At 64.8% G+C, this 14,689-nt stretch carries 15 protein-coding genes; 7 read left to right on the top strand and 8 right to left on the bottom strand.

Features of this window, described 5'->3' with window-relative positions; translation table 11 throughout:
* Nucleotides 1-46: 46 nt before the first annotated feature.
* Nucleotides 47-952 (top strand): hypothetical protein, encoded by a 906-nt coding sequence (locus KO516_RS23380; RefSeq protein ID WP_216006196.1) that lies wholly within the window; start codon nt 47-49, stop codon nt 950-952.
* Between the two features lie 93 nt (nt 953-1,045).
* Here KO516_RS23380 and KO516_RS23375 read toward each other — a convergent pair whose 3' ends face one another.
* Nucleotides 1,046-2,653: a peptide chain release factor 3 gene (locus tag KO516_RS23375; protein ID WP_216006195.1), complete on the bottom strand. Its 1,608-nt coding sequence runs from the start codon at nt 2,651-2,653 to the stop codon at nt 1,046-1,048.
* Between the two features lie 110 nt (nt 2,654-2,763).
* On the opposite strand from KO516_RS23375, the gene KO516_RS23370 reads away from it, so the two are divergent.
* Nucleotides 2,764-3,288: an exonuclease domain-containing protein gene (locus KO516_RS23370; RefSeq protein WP_371742145.1), complete on the top strand. Its 525-nt coding sequence runs from the start codon at nt 2,764-2,766 to the stop codon at nt 3,286-3,288.
* 5 nt (nt 3,289-3,293) lie between these two features.
* On the opposite strand, the gene KO516_RS23365 is transcribed toward KO516_RS23370, so the two are convergent.
* A complete protein-coding gene (locus KO516_RS23365; RefSeq protein ID WP_216006193.1) occupies nt 3,294-4,034 on the bottom strand; it encodes an aspartate/glutamate racemase family protein in 741 nt (246 codons plus the stop codon).
* Between the two features lie 585 nt (nt 4,035-4,619).
* Here KO516_RS23365 and KO516_RS23360 point away from each other — a divergent pair.
* Genes KO516_RS23360 through KO516_RS23350 form a run of 3 tightly spaced genes read left to right on the top strand, consistent with a single transcriptional unit; the run spans nt 4,620 to nt 7,511 of the window.
* Nucleotides 4,620-5,660, top strand: a complete 1,041-nt coding sequence (locus KO516_RS23360) for a TRAP transporter substrate-binding protein (protein WP_216006192.1) — start codon at nt 4,620-4,622, stop codon at nt 5,658-5,660.
* A 5-nt stretch (nt 5,661-5,665) separates the two neighbouring features.
* Nucleotides 5,666-6,247, top strand: a complete 582-nt coding sequence (locus KO516_RS23355; RefSeq protein WP_216006191.1) for a TRAP transporter small permease — start codon at nt 5,666-5,668, stop codon at nt 6,245-6,247.
* Nucleotides 6,234-7,511, top strand: a complete 1,278-nt coding sequence (locus KO516_RS23350; protein WP_216006190.1) for a TRAP transporter large permease — start codon at nt 6,234-6,236, stop codon at nt 7,509-7,511. The genes KO516_RS23355 and KO516_RS23350 overlap by 14 nt, the downstream gene beginning before the upstream one ends.
* Here KO516_RS23350 and KO516_RS23345 read toward each other — a convergent pair whose 3' ends face one another.
* Nucleotides 7,512-8,534: a Hint domain-containing protein gene (locus KO516_RS23345; RefSeq protein WP_216006189.1), complete on the bottom strand. Its 1,023-nt coding sequence runs from the start codon at nt 8,532-8,534 to the stop codon at nt 7,512-7,514. It abuts the gene before it with no gap.
* Between the two features lie 138 nt (nt 8,535-8,672).
* Between KO516_RS23345 and KO516_RS23340 the strand changes: the two genes are divergently transcribed.
* Both KO516_RS23340 and KO516_RS23335 read left to right on the top strand, forming a co-directional pair.
* Nucleotides 8,673-9,452 carry an SDR family oxidoreductase gene (locus tag KO516_RS23340; RefSeq protein ID WP_216006188.1) on the top strand — a complete coding sequence of 260 codons (780 nt, stop codon included), beginning with the start codon at nt 8,673-8,675 and terminating at the stop codon, nt 9,450-9,452.
* Between the two features lie 27 nt (nt 9,453-9,479).
* Nucleotides 9,480-10,610 (top strand): DNA alkylation repair protein, encoded by a 1,131-nt coding sequence (locus KO516_RS23335; RefSeq protein ID WP_216006187.1) that lies wholly within the window; start codon nt 9,480-9,482, stop codon nt 10,608-10,610.
* On the opposite strand, the gene KO516_RS23330 is transcribed toward KO516_RS23335, so the two are convergent.
* From KO516_RS23330 to KO516_RS23310, 5 genes are all read right to left on the bottom strand, one after another.
* Nucleotides 10,599-11,603, bottom strand: coding sequence for a putative zinc-binding metallopeptidase (locus KO516_RS23330; protein WP_216006186.1), 1,005 nt, complete (start codon nt 11,601-11,603; stop codon nt 10,599-10,601). The two genes, KO516_RS23335 and KO516_RS23330, sit on opposite strands and share 12 nt — an antisense overlap.
* Nucleotides 11,604-11,698: 95 nt before the next feature.
* On the bottom strand, nt 11,699-12,400 hold the full coding sequence (locus KO516_RS23325; RefSeq protein ID WP_216006202.1) for a hypothetical protein: 702 nt from the start codon (nt 12,398-12,400) through the stop codon (nt 11,699-11,701).
* A gap of 4 nt (nt 12,401-12,404) precedes the next feature.
* The gene (gene serS / locus KO516_RS23320) at nt 12,405-13,697 is read right to left on the bottom strand and encodes a serine--tRNA ligase (protein WP_216006185.1); all 1,293 of its coding nucleotides are present in this window, start codon (nt 13,695-13,697) and stop codon (nt 12,405-12,407) included.
* 52 nt (nt 13,698-13,749) lie between these two features.
* Nucleotides 13,750-14,361 carry a serine protease gene (locus KO516_RS23315; protein ID WP_252737868.1) on the bottom strand — a complete coding sequence of 204 codons (612 nt, stop codon included), beginning with the start codon at nt 14,359-14,361 and terminating at the stop codon, nt 13,750-13,752.
* 62 nt (nt 14,362-14,423) lie between these two features.
* Nucleotides 14,424-14,689: hypothetical protein (locus KO516_RS23310; RefSeq protein ID WP_216006183.1), on the bottom strand; the 266-nt coding region annotated here is incomplete at its 5' end.

Genomic DNA, 14,689 nt, shown 5'->3' with positions numbered 1-14,689 from the left:
TGAATCCTGACCCTAGGCCGCTGAAGACAGGGAATTCACGCCGTGGTTGGCGCAGCAGGAAAATCTGGACCTGTTGGCCGAAACGCTCGGCATTGGGTCGCTGCAACAGATCTACGAAGAAGTGGCGGTTGGCAGTTTCCGCGCCGATATCTTTTGCGAGTACATCGACGGCAACAAGGTTGTGATCGAAAACCAATTCGAGACATCGGATCATCGCCACCTTGGGCAAATTCTGACCTACCTCGTGGGGACCGAGGCGCGCACTGTCGTCTGGATCGCCGAGCGCATCAGGGAAGAACACCGCGCTGTCATAGACTGGCTGAACGAGACGACACCGCTTGAATACGCTTTTTTCGGGGTGGAGCTTGAGGTCTGGCGCATTGGCGATAGCGTTCCCGCTCCGCGCTTTGAGGTGGTGACGCGACCGAATGATTGGGTGCGTCGGCAAAAAGAACGCAACCGCGTGACTGAAATGGAAGACTATCAAAGGCGCATGGAATTCTGGGGGGCCATGCTGGCTAGGGTGCCCTCGGATTTCGCCTTGGGTGTGCCCGCTCGCGCACCAAATCAGGGCTGGATGAAATTTTCGCTGACGGGTGAAGATGCGATCCCGGGCTGCGGCATCTATTGCTATCGGTTGCTTGGGAAAAATCGGGTTGGCGTGTATCTTTCGTTGGGTCGGCAAGACCCCGAGCGCACTGCGCTGTGGCTTGCCGACATCGCAGGCTATCGGCTTGTCGATGGCTCGGCGATGTCACCATCCACCGGCGAGGGATGGGAAATCAACCGGAGCCAGCTTCTTCAGTTCTTTGTAACGCTTGACGCGGACGCGATGGATGAGACCGACTGGCCGCGCCAGCACGACTGGATGATTTCGCAGGCGAGCGCGATGATTCAGGACTGGCGTTCAGGCTTGCGCGCAGATGTCATGCGCCTGATCGATGCAAGCTGACCTTGCGCATGGTCAAATCGCTGCAACAGGGCGGATGATCAGGGGTGGCTGACCCCATGCGCCAGACCGTCGCAACGGTCTGGCGCGATTGTATCAAACCATCATTTCCTTGGTCGCCGACAGCGTGATGTCGGGGTAGTCGCGCACCACCCGGTCGATGTCCCACTGCAGCCGCGTCAGGAAAACCACGTCGCCGTCATTGTCATGGGCGATGTGCTGCTTGTTGGCGCTGATGAACTTGTCGAGCGCCGCCTTGTCGCCATGCACCCAGCGGGCCGAGGTGAATTGCGAGCCCTCAAAGCGCACCGGCAAGCCGTATTCCTGTTCGATCCGCGCACCCAGAACCTCGAATTGCAGCGCGCCGACGACGCCGACGATATAGCCAGAGCCGATGTCGGGTTTGAACACCTTGGCCGCGCCTTCTTCGGCGAACTGGAACAGCGCCTTTTCCAGATGCTTGGCCTTCAGCGGATCGCCCGCGCGCACCGTCTGCAACAATTCGGGCGCAAAGGACGGAATGCCGGTGACCTTCAGCGCCTCGCCTTCGGTCAGCGTGTCGCCAATGCGCAGTTGGCCATGGTTGGGGATGCCGATGATATCCCCGGCCCAGGCCTCTTCGGCAAGCTCGCGGTCGGCGGCAAGGAACAGCACCGGGCTGGCGATGCTCATCGGCTTTTTCGTGCGCACATGGGTCAGCTTCATGCCGCGTTCGAAATGCCCCGAGGCAAGGCGGACAAAGGCCACCCGGTCGCGGTGCTTGGGGTCCATGTTGGCCTGCACCTTGAACACGAAGCCCGCGACCTTGGCTTCCTCGGGCGCAATGTCACGTGGCGTGGCGCGGGTCGGCTGAGGCTGGGGGGCCAGCGCGCCGATGCCGTCCATCAGCTCTTTGACGCCGAAGGAGTTGATTGCCGAGCCGAACCAGATCGGGGTCATATGACCTTCGGCGATGGCCTGCGGGTCCAGCGTGGGCAACAGCTCGCGCGCCATTTCCAGCTCTTCGCGGAATTGCTCCAGCAGATCGGCGGGCACGTGTTCGGCCAGCTTGGGGTCATCCAACCCGTCGATCTTGATGCTTTCGGCGACCTTGTTGCGGTCGGCGCGGTCCATCAGCTCCAGCCGGTTGCGTACCATGTCATAGCAGCCGACGAAATCGCGCCCCATGCCGATCGGCCAGCTTGCCGGGGTCACGTCAATGGCAAGGTTTTCCTGAATTTCGTCGATGATCTCAAAGACGTCACGCGCCTCGCGGTCCATCTTGTTGCAGAAGGTCAGGATCGGCAGATCGCGCAGGCGGCAAACCTCGAACAGCTTCTGCGTCTGGCTTTCCACCCCCTTGGCGCCGTCGATCACCATGACCGCCGCATCCACCGCCGTCAGCGTGCGATAGGTGTCTTCGGAGAAATCGGAGTGGCCGGGCGTGTCGACCAGATTATAGCGGTATTTGCCGTAATCGAACGACATTGCCGAGGCGCTGACCGAGATGCCGCGCTCTTGTTCCATCTTCATGAAATCCGACCGGGTGCGGCGGGCTTCGCCCTTGGCGCGCACCTGTCCGGCCATCTGGATGGCGCCGCCATACAGAAGGAACTTTTCGGTCAACGTGGTCTTGCCCGCATCCGGATGCGAGATGATCGCAAAGGTGCGGCGCCGGGAGATTTCCGGCGGAAGGGCGGGGCGGTTCGAGGGCGTGTCCAGCATGGCGCTGCGTTAGCGCGAATTTGCGCGCCCCGCAATGTGTCTTGCCACGCAGGCTCGACGCCCGGGCGCGGGGCGGTTATCCCCGGCGCGCCATGCAAAGGACCAGACCCGTGCCCCAGCTTCCCGCTTTCCCGACCGGCCCGATCCGGTTCTTCGCGCTTGATGTCGAGACGGCCAACAGCGATGTCGGCTCGATCTGTCAGCTTGGGGTGGCCTGCGTGCTGGACAGCGGCGCCATTCTGACGTGGGGCTGCCATGTAGATCCGGGCACCGTGCGGTTCTCCAACAGTTGGCTGCATGGCATCACCGCGCGCCATTGCATTGGTGCGCCGCGCATCGGGGCGGTGATCGACCATCTGAACCCGCACCTGAGCGGGCGGACGGTGTATCAGCATTCCAGCTTTGATCAGCGGGCCATTCGCGCCGCCTCGGCTGCGCTCGGGCGCAGCGAGCCGGATTGGGGCTGGCAGGACAGCGTCAAGGTCGCCCGCGCCGCATGGCCCGAACTGAAGGGCAACGGCGGGCACGGTCTGGGCAATCTCAAGAAGGTGCTGGGGCTGAATTTTGAACACCACGACGCCATCGAAGATGCCCGCGCCGCCGCGATGGTGGTGTTGATGGCAGCGCAGGCCTGAGCGGGTCAGACCCGCGAAAACACGCTGCCCCAGCCGGTGACGCGGGCCGGGTCCAGCCCGGCGCGGCGCAGGCAGGCCGCCGCTGTGAGCGCGACGGAATCGATCACCGGAATGCCGGTTTGTGCCTCGATCCGCGCCGCCACCGGCGCGCCGCGAAAATTGGTGCAGACCACGGCGATGGCGTCAGGGCGGGCCTGTGCCACCTCTTCGATCATCGCGGCGACCTGTTCGGGCGGGTAGGCGGCAAAGCTGTAATTGCCCTTGTCGTCAAGCCGCGCTGCGCGCACCACCTCGATGCCTTGGGCGGCGTAATTGGCGATCATCCGGGTTTCGATGTCTTCGATATAGGGCGTCACCAGCCCCAGCCGCGTCACCTTCATCGCCTTGAACAGCGCCTCATAGGCAAGCATGGTCGAGGTGGCGGGCACCCCTGTGCGCTCGGTGATCGCGGCGCAGAGCGCGCGATCCTTGTCCAGCCCCAGCCATGACGCCGAGGTGCCGTTCCATGCGATGACATGCGGGTTGGCCTCGGCCAGCCGGTCTGCGGCCTCGAGAATCGGCTCGAGCGTGAATTGCGACTGGCTGGCATCGGACATCGAGATCTCGACCACGCGAAACCGCCCGAAATGGGCGCTGGCGGCATCGCCATAGGGCGCAAGCATCGCCGAGGTATAGGGTTCCAGAACGGTGTTCGACGAGGGGGTCAGCATGCCGATGCGGCAGCCGTCGACGGGGGCAAAGTGCATAGGGTCTCCGGAAGGCGTCAGCGAAAGCTCGATCAGGATAATCGTATCCAATGTCTAACGTCAAGCTTGGCAAGGCCATGTTGTTTCAGGTCGCAGCGAGGCCCGATCAAGTCGTTGCGCCACGCTGCCAATCATCGCCCAGGTCTGCGCGGCAGATGAGCACCCCAGAGCTTCGTGGAATTCTGTGCGGGGAGCCCGGAGGATCATCCGCCGCGGTCGAATGCGGGGGAGATATGGTATCACAGGCGCCTTTCAGGTCATGAGAGTACCTTATTTAACGCGAATTTATACGGCATATTTAATGTTTTACCCGACCCGTTCTCACGGCGCAGCCGCCGTGCAGGGGCAGCAAAACAACGACCTGCGACAAGAGGCCAGGCAAGGCCCGAACCCGGCGCGCAAGCCGTTGATATTCCATGCTGCCAATATGACGCAGCATCTTTGCGCGCCGCTTCTGAGGGGGATTGCCCAAATTAAACTCTTGAGTTGTATCCAATGTATCGGTCTACCGGATGCAATCGCCGCTATTTGCCCCGCAGCGCCGGGCGGGCGATTCCCTGATTTATCCAAGCGGAGTTTCCAATCATGCAGATCCCCTCGCGTATTGTCGTCCTTGCCCTTGCCGTCGCGGGGCTTGCAGCCCCCGCCTCGGCGCAATCGCTGCGCTGGCTGACCCAGTCGCAGGAAAGTGCGGCGCAATACCCCGCCGAGATCGCCGCCATCGAGGCCGCCGGCGCCGCGGGTTTCGACGTGACGCGCAACGAATTTCAGGTTCTTGGCGTGAACCTTGCCGACGCGCTGCGCATGGTCGGCACCGGGGCGTTCGATCTGGCGACGGTGCAGGTGGGCAGCGCCGCCAAGGATGATCCCTTTCTGGAAGGTATCGACCTGATCGGCGTGTCGACCGACATGGCGTCGCTGAAAACCGCCGTCGATGCCTATCGCGAGGTCTTCAATGCCCGCCTTGCCGATAAATTCGGCGTCAAGGCGATGGCGATCTGGCCCTTCGGCCCGCAGGTGTTCCTGTGCAATTCCGACATGGCCGGGCTGGGCGATTTGAACGGGCTCAAGGTGCGCTCGTTCACCGCGTCGATGTCGACCCTGCTCGAAGAGCTGGGCGCAACCCCGGTCACGCTGTCCTTCCCCGAGGTCTATCCGGCGCTTCAGCGCGGCGTGGCGTCTTGCGGCGTGACCTCGCCGACCTCGTCCAACACGGGCAAATGGCCGGAGGTGACAACGCATCTTTATCCTCTGTCGGTGTCGGGATCGGTGCAGTCGCATGTGGTCAACCTCGACTGGCTGAACGCTCTGCCCGAGGACAAGCGGGCCGAATTCGAAACGCTCATGGCCGATCTGGAAACCGCGCTGTGGGATCTTGCTGTGTCCACCAATGACACCGCGCAATCCTGTTCGACCGGCGGCAGCTGCCCCGAGGGCATCTATACCGGCTATAACATGACGCTGGTGCCGGTGTCGGATGCCGACAAGACCACCGTGGCCGAGATCGCCGCGACCAAGATCCTGCCCGAATGGGGCGCGCGCTGCGAGGCGAGCTACGAGGGCTGCATTGCCATCTGGAACGACACCGTCGGCGCTGCGCAGGGCGTTGCGATCCGGGCCGAGTGACGGGGATGAGCGCCATTCTGGCCCTTGTCCGGACGCTGGCTAGCGCGCTTGCCATCATGGCGGGCGCGGGGGTGCTGGTGCTGGCGGTGCTGATCCTGCTCGACATCGTCGGGCGGGATCTGTTCGGCGTGTCGGTGCAGGGCACCGATGAGCTGGGCGGCTATGTGCTGGCCTTTGTCGGCTCGCTCGGCCTGTCGCTGACGCTGCTGAACCGGGGGCACCCGCGGATCGACATTTTCCTGCGGCTGTTTCCGCGCCCGCTGCGCGCGGCACTGCATGTTCTGGCGCAGGCGAGCATCGCCGCGCTGGGGCTGTTCATGACCTGGCATGCCTGGGGAGAGTTGGGCGAAACCATCCGCTTTGGCGCGGTGACCAACACGCCGCTGCAAACGCCGCTCTGGGTGCCGCAGGCGGTCTGGGTTGCCGGGACGGCGGTGTTCGCGCTGACTGCCTGCCTGACCACGCTGCATGCGCTGATGCTGCTGGCCAGCGATCGCGCCACGCTTGAGCATCTTTACGGCCCGCCCACCGTCGACGAGGACGTGGCGCAATACACCCATGAGGAGATTGCCGATGCTGGGCATTGAAGGCGCGGCCATCGGCTTTGGCCTGCTGTTGTTTCTGCTGTTCATCGGGCAGCACATCGCGACCGCGCTGTTCAGCGTGGCGCTGCTGGGGGCGTGGCTGTTTTTCGGAGACGCCATGTTGCGGCCCTTTGGCACAATGATGTGGGGCACGCTCAACAATTTCCTGCTGGTGGCGATCCCGCTGTTTGTGCTGATGGGAGAGATCCTCGTGCGCGGCGGTGTCACCGAACGCATGTATCGGGCGCTGGCCGACTGGACGCGCCCGCTGCCGGGGGGATTGCTGCACACCAACATCGCCGCGTCGACGGTGTTTGCCGCGATTTCGGGCTCGTCGGTGGCGACGGCGGCCACCATCGGCACCGTCGCCTTTCCGACATTCCGCCGCCAGAATTATGCCGAGGCATGGGTGGCGGGCAGCGTTGCATCGGGCGCCACCCTTGGCATCCTGATCCCGCCGTCGATCAACCTGATCATCTATGGCGCGATCACCAACACCTCGATCGGGGCGCTGTTTCTGGCGGGGGTGCTGCCGGGCATCATTCTTGCGCTGTCGTTCATGGGGGTGATCGTGGTGGCCAGCCTGATCAGCCCGGCTGTCTCTGGCATGCCCGAGCGCATGGCGCCGTGGCCTGACCGCCGCCGTCGGCTGGGCGATCTGCTGCCGCCGCTGGCGATCTTCGTGCTGGTCATGGGCTCGATCTATCTGGGCTTTGCCACACCGACCGAAGCCGCGGGCGTTGGTGTGATCGGCGCGCTGATCCTGACCGCCTGCTATCGCTCGCTGAATTGGGCGATGCTGCGCGAGGCGATGCTGTCGACCGTTGCAACCACGTCGATGACGCTGCTGATCCTTGTGGCGGCGTTCTACCTGAACTTCATCCTCGGGGTGCTCGGAGTGCCGGGGCAGGTGTCGGCATTCGTGTCCGGGCTGGATGTCGGGCCGGTGGCGATGCTGCTGCTGCTGGTGGCGTTGTATCTGGTATTGGGGTGTTTTCTGGACGCGCTGGCGATGATGATCGCGACCATCCCGGTGGTGCTGCCGGTGGTCACCCATCTGGGCTATGACAGCGTGTGGTTCGGCATCTTTCTGGTCATGATGTGCGAGCTGGCGCTGATCACGCCGCCGGTGGGGATGAACCTGTATGTCACCCAAAGCGTACGCGGGCGCGGGCAGGTCGGCACGGTCATTCTGGGGGTGCTGCCGTTTCTGGCCTGCATTCTGGCGGTGGTGGCGCTGATCTCGGTGTTTCCGGGCCTGCTTTGATCAGCTGCTCGAGGCGCGGCGCAGCAGCTCGGCAAGGCCGGGGCGATCCAGCAACGCCTCTTCGACTTCCAGCGCGTGGTGGTCGGACACGCTGTGCCCCGGCAGAAGCGTGCTGAGCGCGCCGGCCACCTCGCGCGGCAAGACCGCGCGGGTGCGGTTGTCGACCAGCATGGATTCCGCCGCGATGCCTTCGGCGTAGATGATCTGGTGGTGGTCGAACAGCATCTGGTAATAATCGACAAACCCGCCGGAAACCCGCATCACCCGCTCGCCATCGACAAGGTGGCGCGCCTTGATCATCACCTCGGCGCGCCCCGCGCCAAGGCGGTCTTCGCGCTGGTAGATGAACAGCCGGTGATCGGGGCTGACCAGCAGATCGCGGGCATTGTTCAGCACACCTTGCCGGATCAGCACCGGGGCGAAATCGCCGCTGGCGCGGGTGGTGCCGTGGCCGATCCAGCGCAGCGTCTGCGCGCCGTCATCGCGGGTCAGCACACGCTCACCCACTGTTAGCGACTCCACCGGCACCTGCGCCCCCGAAGCCAGCGTGATCATGGTTCCGGCGGTAAATGACACGCAGGCCAGCTGGGCGAATTTCGCCAGACCGCCGTCAGGGTCGATGCCCATCAGCGCATAGTCGACGCGAGGCGACATCTCGCCCAGCGGCATCAGGTAGATTCCGGCGACATCGCCGCCATCGGTCTCGACCAGCACCAGACCTTCGGTGATGCGCCCGTCGCCGGTCATGAAGGTGACGACGCAATCAAGATGCAGCTCGGCCCCGGGTGTGCCGAGCTGCGAGCCGGGGGCGATGCGGAACGGTGCATCAACGGCGGGCAGCAGCGCCATACGGTGCAGCGTGGCGACAGGCGAGAGGTTGTAGATGTCATCGGGGATCAGCTCTGCGCAAAAGCCGAGCCCATCGCCCTGATTGGCGCCGTTGACCACGCGCAGCTGATCGGCGCGAAACACCGAAACGCTGTGCGCCGCGCCGTCGCGGCCCTGATCACGCCTGTCTGTCATCGGTTCGTTCCCCTTCCGCGCGGGTCTTGAAGAAACGACACTGTTGCCATTGTATGCAAGCTGAATATGGCCTCAAATAGGGGCATCAAGAGCATTTTTCCGGGGCTTCAGGGCGCTGGGAACAGGAAGGGCATCCGCATGGATCTGAAGATTTCCGGCAAGAGGGCGCTGGTCACTGCCTCGTCCAAGGGGCTGGGCCTTGGCTGCGCGCAGGCGCTGGCCGAGGCGGGCTGTACGCTGATCATGAACGCGCGCAGCGAAGGCCCGCTGCTGGCGGCGGCCGAGGCGATCCGCAGCGCCCATGGCACCGAGGTGATCACCGTCGCCGCCGATATCGTCGATGAAGGCGGGCGGGCGCGGGTGCTGGAGGCGGCGGGCGAGGTCGACATCCTCGTGACCAACGCGGGCGGCCCGCCGCCGGGCTACTGGACGGACTGGAGCCGCGACGATTTCATCGACGCGCTCGACGGATCGATGCTGACGCCGATCGCGCTGATGCAGGCGCTGGTGCCGGGGATGATGGCGCGCGGCTGGGGTCGGGTGGTCAACATCACCTCGCGCTCGGTCAAGGCGCCGTTGCTGCCGCTTGGCCTGTCCAATTCCGCCCGCGCCGGGCTGACGGGGTTCGTCGCCGGTACCGCGCGGCAGATCGCGGGCAAGGGCGTGACCATCAACAACCTGCTGCCGGGGGTGCATGACACTGCCCGCATCGACCAGATGGACGATGCCATGGCGGCGGACAAGGGCATCGACCGCGACGAGGCGCGCCGCATCCGCGCCGCCTCGATCCCGGCGGGGCGCTATGGCGATGCGGGCGAGTTCGGCAAGATGTGCGCGTTTCTGTGTTCGGCCCATGCGGGCTATATCGTCGGGCAGAACATCGTTCTGGATGGCGGCGAAACCTCGGTGACGATCTGATGACTGCGACACTGGGGGTGGCGAGCCATGGCGCGCGGGCCTGACGGGGCGGGCGCGCGGTCGGGCTATTCGCTGGCCGATCAGCTGTTCAACCCGGCCAGCGCCGCCGATCTTGCGGCCTGTTTCGCGCCGCTGCCGGGGTTCGATGCGCAGCGGTTTCTGGATGCGGCGCTGCCGCGCTTTGCCGGGCAGGGCATCCATGCGCGGCTTGGCATTCTTGCCGATGCGCTAGAACAGCAGCTGCCACCGGATTTCCCCGCCATGGCCGAGGCGCTGCTGGCCTGCCTGCCGCCGCCGCTGGACCCGTCGCGAAGCGACGATGATTTCGGGCGCTTCATCCATGCGGTGTTCGGCGTGCTGGCGGCGCGGCGCGGGCTGGAGCAGCCCGAGATCGGGCTGGATGTGATCCATGCCGCCACGCAGCGGTTTACCATGGAATACGCCATCCGCCCGTTCCTCAATGCGCATCCAGATCTGGTGATGGCACGGCTGGCGCTCTGGGCCGAAGATGACAATTACCACGTCCGCCGCCTTGTGTCGGAAGGCACGCGACCGCGCCTGCCTTGGGGCATGGGGCTGACGCTGGATCCGCTGCGTCCTCTGGCGCTGCTTGATCGGCTTCAGGGGGACCGGACGCGCTTTGTCACCCGCTCGGTGGCCAATCATCTCAACGATCTGTCCAAGACGCATCCCGATGCGGTGCTCGAACGGCTGCGCGCCTGGCAGAGCGGCCCGCAGACCCCGACCGAGCGCGACTGGATGGCCCGCCACGCCTTACGCACCGCCGTCAAGCGCGGCGAGCCGGGGGCGCTGGCGCTGCTGGGCTATCGCTTTGACGCGGCGTTTGACGTGCGGTTGACGCTGCCGGCGCAGGTGCGCATCGGCGAGGCGCTGGTGATCGAGGCCCGGATCGACGGGCCAAAAGGCACCCCGGTGCTGGTCGATTACCGTCTACGCTTTCATCGGCCCGGCGGCAGCGCCGAGAAGGTGTTCAAACTGAAAACCGCCCGCCTTGGGGGCGGGCCGCTGTTGTTGAAAAAAGCGCATCGGATGAAGGGCGACGCCACCACCTTTCGCCTGCACCCCGGCCCGCATACCGTCATCCTTCAGCTCAACGGGCGGGATGTGGCCGAGGCGGGGTTCGATCTAACCGGCTGATGCCATCTTGGGCTGCGACTGGATCTGCGCCGGATCGCGCAGCCAGCGGTGGATAAAGGCCATCTTGTCGCGCACCCCGTCGGGCACCGCGAACGGATAGAGATCGCTCAGATCCATCGCCCGGTTGACGTGGTTGATCGCCAATGCCAGATCGACCGCCATAGTCAGCTCGGGCGCAAGGTCGATGGCGCCGTAAGCGTCATGGCCGGGCTGTGGCCCCTCGGGCAGGGACAGCCGCGCCGAAGCGGCACTGTCCACCAGATCGATCAGATGCAGCAGATGGGCGGTGGTCTCGGCCCAGTCCTCGTGGGGATGGGCGGTGGCATAGCTGGTGATGTGGGTGGCGTCCGCCGGTTTCGGGCTGGCGTAATGGGTTTCAAGCGCCTCGCCGTAATCGGCGCGCTCGTCGCCAAAGATCTCGCGGAACGCGCTCAGGAAGCGGGGGTCTTCGGCCAGACGCAGCTGAAGGAAATGCGCCGTCTCGTGGCGCATATGGCCCAGCATGGTGCGGTAAAGCTCGCCCAGATTTTCCTGACGCTTGGCCAGTTCGGCATCCGAGGATTCGGTGACGTTGATGGTGATGATGCCGTCGGCGTGGCCCATGATGATCTCGGTCTCGCCCTTGGCGGTCTGCTCGGACAGCATTTTGAACACCGGCCGCGTCCCCGGATCGCGCGGGGTGAACCAGCCCCAGCGCGCAAGGTTCGCCAGCATCCAGCGTTTGGAAAATTCGGCTGTCGCCCAAAGCTCGGCGTTTTGCGCCTCGCGCAGGTCGGGGGTGACCTCGGTCATCGCGCAGGAGCGGCACAGATCGCCGTCCTCGCCATCTTCGGCGATCCAGTTGCACCCGATCGACTGACGGTTGGCGCAAGCGGTGCCTTGCGTCGACATCGACTGCCTGTCCGGATCGAAGAACACATCGCTGCCACAGCGACATGTGGTGTTGCGAAAGTATAGGGTGGTGCCACAGTTGGGGCACGTGAAGATCTGCATGAAATGTCCTGCCCAGAGAGATGAGGGGGGTGGCGTGTCGCGACCCAACTGCGCAAGGGGGCAGGCGGTTCCCGGCAATGCGCCGGGAGCCTTGATTATTCGGTATCGGTGCCGCGCAGCGCAAGGATCGCGCCAATGCCAAGCCCCGCCAGACCAGCCACCGCGATGTTGAGCGGCGCGGTATTGGCAACGATGACGGCGACAAGCGCCCAGATCACCGTGATGCCGTAAAGCGGCGCGCGGTGCAGCCGGTACTGCACCACCAGCGCCAGCGCCAGCGCGATGGCAAGGCCGACCAGCGCCGCCGGGGTTTCCGGCAACAGGCCATAGCCGCCCAGCACCAGCCCGATCGACACCGGCGCGGCGGCGCTCAGCCAGCCTGCCAGCATGGCGATGGGCGAGGTCTGCATCCAGCGATCCATGTCTCCGGCGCGGAACAGCGCGATCAGCGATGCAATCAGCATCACCCAGATCAGCACGGTGGCCACCAAGGGCGAGAGTTTCGCCGCCGGCAGCCAGATCGCGCCCACCGCCAGCGCCAGAAACAGGGGCTTGCGATGCGGCTGCCAGTCAGGATCGTCGGCGCGTTTGATCAGCCCGAACCCGGTGCCGACCAGCAGCCACAGGTAGATCAGCGCCCAGATCGCAAAGGCATAGCCCGCGGGCTGCACCGCGGGATTGTCCTGCGGCACCGGAAACGCGTTGGGATCGAAGCCGCCGAAATCGGGCACCAGGAAAGGCCCCGCCGCAAATGCCAGCGAGGCCAGAAAGACAAGCGCCGCCCAGAGCTTCACCATCGGCTCAGACCAGCTTGCCATCGGCGGTCAGCGTGGTCTTGCCGCCAAGGAAGGGTTGCAGCGCCTCGGGCATGCGCACCGAGCCATCCGCCTGCTGGCCGTTTTCAAGCACCGCGATCAGGCAGCGCCCGACCGCAAGGCCCGAGCCGTTCAGCGTGTGCAGATATTCGGGCTTGCCGCCATCCGCCGGCTTGAAGCGGGCGTTCATGCGGCGGCCCTGAAAATCGCCGCAGACCGAGACCGAGCTGATCTCGCGATAGGTGTCCTGCCCGGGCAGCCAGACCTCGATGTCATGGGTGCGGCGCGCGCCAAAGCCCATGTCGCCGGTGCACAGCACCACGGTGCGATAGGCCAGCCCCAGCTTTTCAAGGATGCCCTGCGCGCAGGCGGTCATCCGGTCAAGCTCCTCGCGGGATTTGTCCGGGTGGGTGATCGACACCATCTCGACCTTTTCGAACTGGTGCTGGCGCAGCATCCCGGCGGTGTCGCGCCCGGCGCTGCCCGCCTCAGAGCGGAAACACTGGGTGTGCGCCACGTAGCGGCGGGGCAGGTAGCTTTCCTCCAGCGTCTCGCCGTTGACGATGTTGGTCAGGCTGACCTCGGCGGTGGGTACCAGCCACCAGCCTTCGCGGGTCTGATAGCTGTCCTCGCCGAATTTCGGCAGCTGGCCGGTGCCCAGCATCATCTCTTCGCGCACCAGAACCGGGGTCCAGGTTTCGATGAGACCATTTTCCTCGGTGTGGGTGTCGAGCATGAACTGCGCCAGCGCCCGATGGATGCGCGCAACCGCGCCCGACAGCACGACAAAGCGCGCGCCAGACAGCTTGGCGCCGGTTTCAAAATCCATGCCGTTCTTGACGCCGGGCAGCTCGTAATGTTCGAGCGGCTTGAAATCATAGCTGCCGGGGGTGCCCCAGCGGCGGATTTCCACGTTGTCGGCCTCGTCGGCGCCATCGGGCACATCGTCATAGGGCAGGTTGGGAATGCCCATCAGCAGATCGGTCAGCCGGGCGTCAAGCTCCTTGGCCTTGGCCTGCATCTCGGCCACTTCGGCCTTTTTCGCGGCGACCAGCGCGCGCAGCCGTTCGAATTCGGCCTCATCACCGGATGCCTTGGCCTTGCCGACCTCTTTGCTGGCCTTGTTCTGATCGGCCTGCGCGGTTTCGGCGGCATGGATCGCGGCGCGGCGTTCCTCGTCGAGCGTCAGGATCAGGGGCGACTGAGGCTCCATCCCGCGACGAGACAGCGCCGCATCCCATGCGGCGGGGTTTTCGCGAATGGCGCGGATGTCGTGCATCGTCCCATATCCTTCTCGTAGGGGTTCGAGTCGCGCAGGTTATGCCCCTTTTTCAATCCGGAGTGTAGGGGGCGCCCCGCAGGATCCGCGACCGCAGCCATTCATCGACCGGAACCACCAGCGCATCCTCGCCAGATTGTGCCACGACAATGCCGGTGATCGCCCATGCATCGCCATTGCGCACCAGCGCCGGGCTGCCGGAATTGCCATTCTCGACCGGGCAAGTCAGACGGATCAGCCGGTGCTGGCGCAGGCCGTTGCAATCAAACCGCGCCCGCAGCCGGTTGGCGCGGCGGTTCTGATAGCCGACGATGGCATAGGGCGGCTCTTCGCGCGAGGTGATTGGCAGCGGGGCGATGTCGATGGGGGTTTGCAGCGTCAGCAGCGCCATGTCATGTTCGATATTGAGCCGCGGCGTCTGGTAGGCCATGGGGTGCACCTCGAACTGCGCGACCTTGCTGGCTGCGGCATAGTCTCCGCCCAGCCAGCCCGCGACAAAGGTCAGCTTGCCAGCATTGACCGGCAAACCATCCTGCCCGGCCACGCAATGGGCCGCCGTCAGCACCAGATCCGGCGCGATCAGGCTGCCGGTACAAGTCCCCCGGCTGGAATACCCCCCGGTATTGACCCGGCCCACGGCATTCCACTGCGGCTGCTGGTCCAACGGCAGGGGCTCTAGGGGCTGCGCGAGGGCAGGGGCGGCGAGGAGGAGGAGCAAGAAGCGGATCATTGCGGGTTGTCCGGGTCCATGCCCATGTCTTCGCGCATCCATTTGTGCCATTGGGTTTTGAAGGCGTCCCGATCAAGTTTTTCGGTCGCCCAATGCGCCGGTCGGTTCGGATCGTCCGGCAGGATCGTGCCATCGGCAAAGATGTCGTTCCAGAACGGCTGCAATTTTGCTATGGTGGTATCATCCACAGACCTCAGCGCCGCACCTCGAAGAGTAGCGGCGCTGAGGTCTGTGAGATCGTCCATCTCCGCCCAGCTGAGGT

This window comes from Citreicella sp. C3M06 (assembly GCF_018860705.1).
Classification (GTDB): domain Bacteria; phylum Pseudomonadota; class Alphaproteobacteria; order Rhodobacterales; family Rhodobacteraceae; genus Salipiger.
The sequence above is the reverse complement of the archived record's forward strand: the minus strand, read 5'-3'. Positions and strand labels throughout refer to the sequence as shown.

Bases quoted from the DNA above. Each gene is read 5' to 3' on its own strand.
- KO516_RS23350 (WP_216006190.1), top strand. From the start codon at position 6,234: ATGCTGGGCATTGAAGGCGCGGCCATCGGCTTTGGCCTGCTGTTGTTT.
- KO516_RS23330 (WP_216006186.1), bottom strand. From the start codon at position 11,603: ATGCAGATCTTCACGTGCCCCAACTGTGGCACCACCCTATACTTTCGC.
- KO516_RS23325 (WP_216006202.1), bottom strand. From the start codon at position 12,400: ATGGTGAAGCTCTGGGCGGCGCTTGTCTTTCTGGCCTCGCTGGCATTT.
- serS (WP_216006185.1), bottom strand. From the start codon at position 13,697: ATGCACGACATCCGCGCCATTCGCGAAAACCCCGCCGCATGGGATGCG.
- KO516_RS23365 (WP_216006193.1), bottom strand. From the start codon at position 4,034: ATGCACTTTGCCCCCGTCGACGGCTGCCGCATCGGCATGCTGACCCCC.
- KO516_RS23375 (WP_216006195.1), bottom strand. From the start codon at position 2,653: ATGCTGGACACGCCCTCGAACCGCCCCGCCCTTCCGCCGGAAATCTCC.
- KO516_RS23335 (WP_216006187.1), top strand. From the start codon at position 9,480: ATGGCGCGCGGGCCTGACGGGGCGGGCGCGCGGTCGGGCTATTCGCTG.
- KO516_RS23355 (WP_216006191.1), top strand. From the start codon at position 5,666: ATGAGCGCCATTCTGGCCCTTGTCCGGACGCTGGCTAGCGCGCTTGCC.
- KO516_RS23360 (WP_216006192.1), top strand. From the start codon at position 4,620: ATGCAGATCCCCTCGCGTATTGTCGTCCTTGCCCTTGCCGTCGCGGGG.
- KO516_RS23340 (WP_216006188.1), top strand. From the start codon at position 8,673: ATGGATCTGAAGATTTCCGGCAAGAGGGCGCTGGTCACTGCCTCGTCC.
- KO516_RS23345 (WP_216006189.1), bottom strand. From the start codon at position 8,534: ATGACAGACAGGCGTGATCAGGGCCGCGACGGCGCGGCGCACAGCGTT.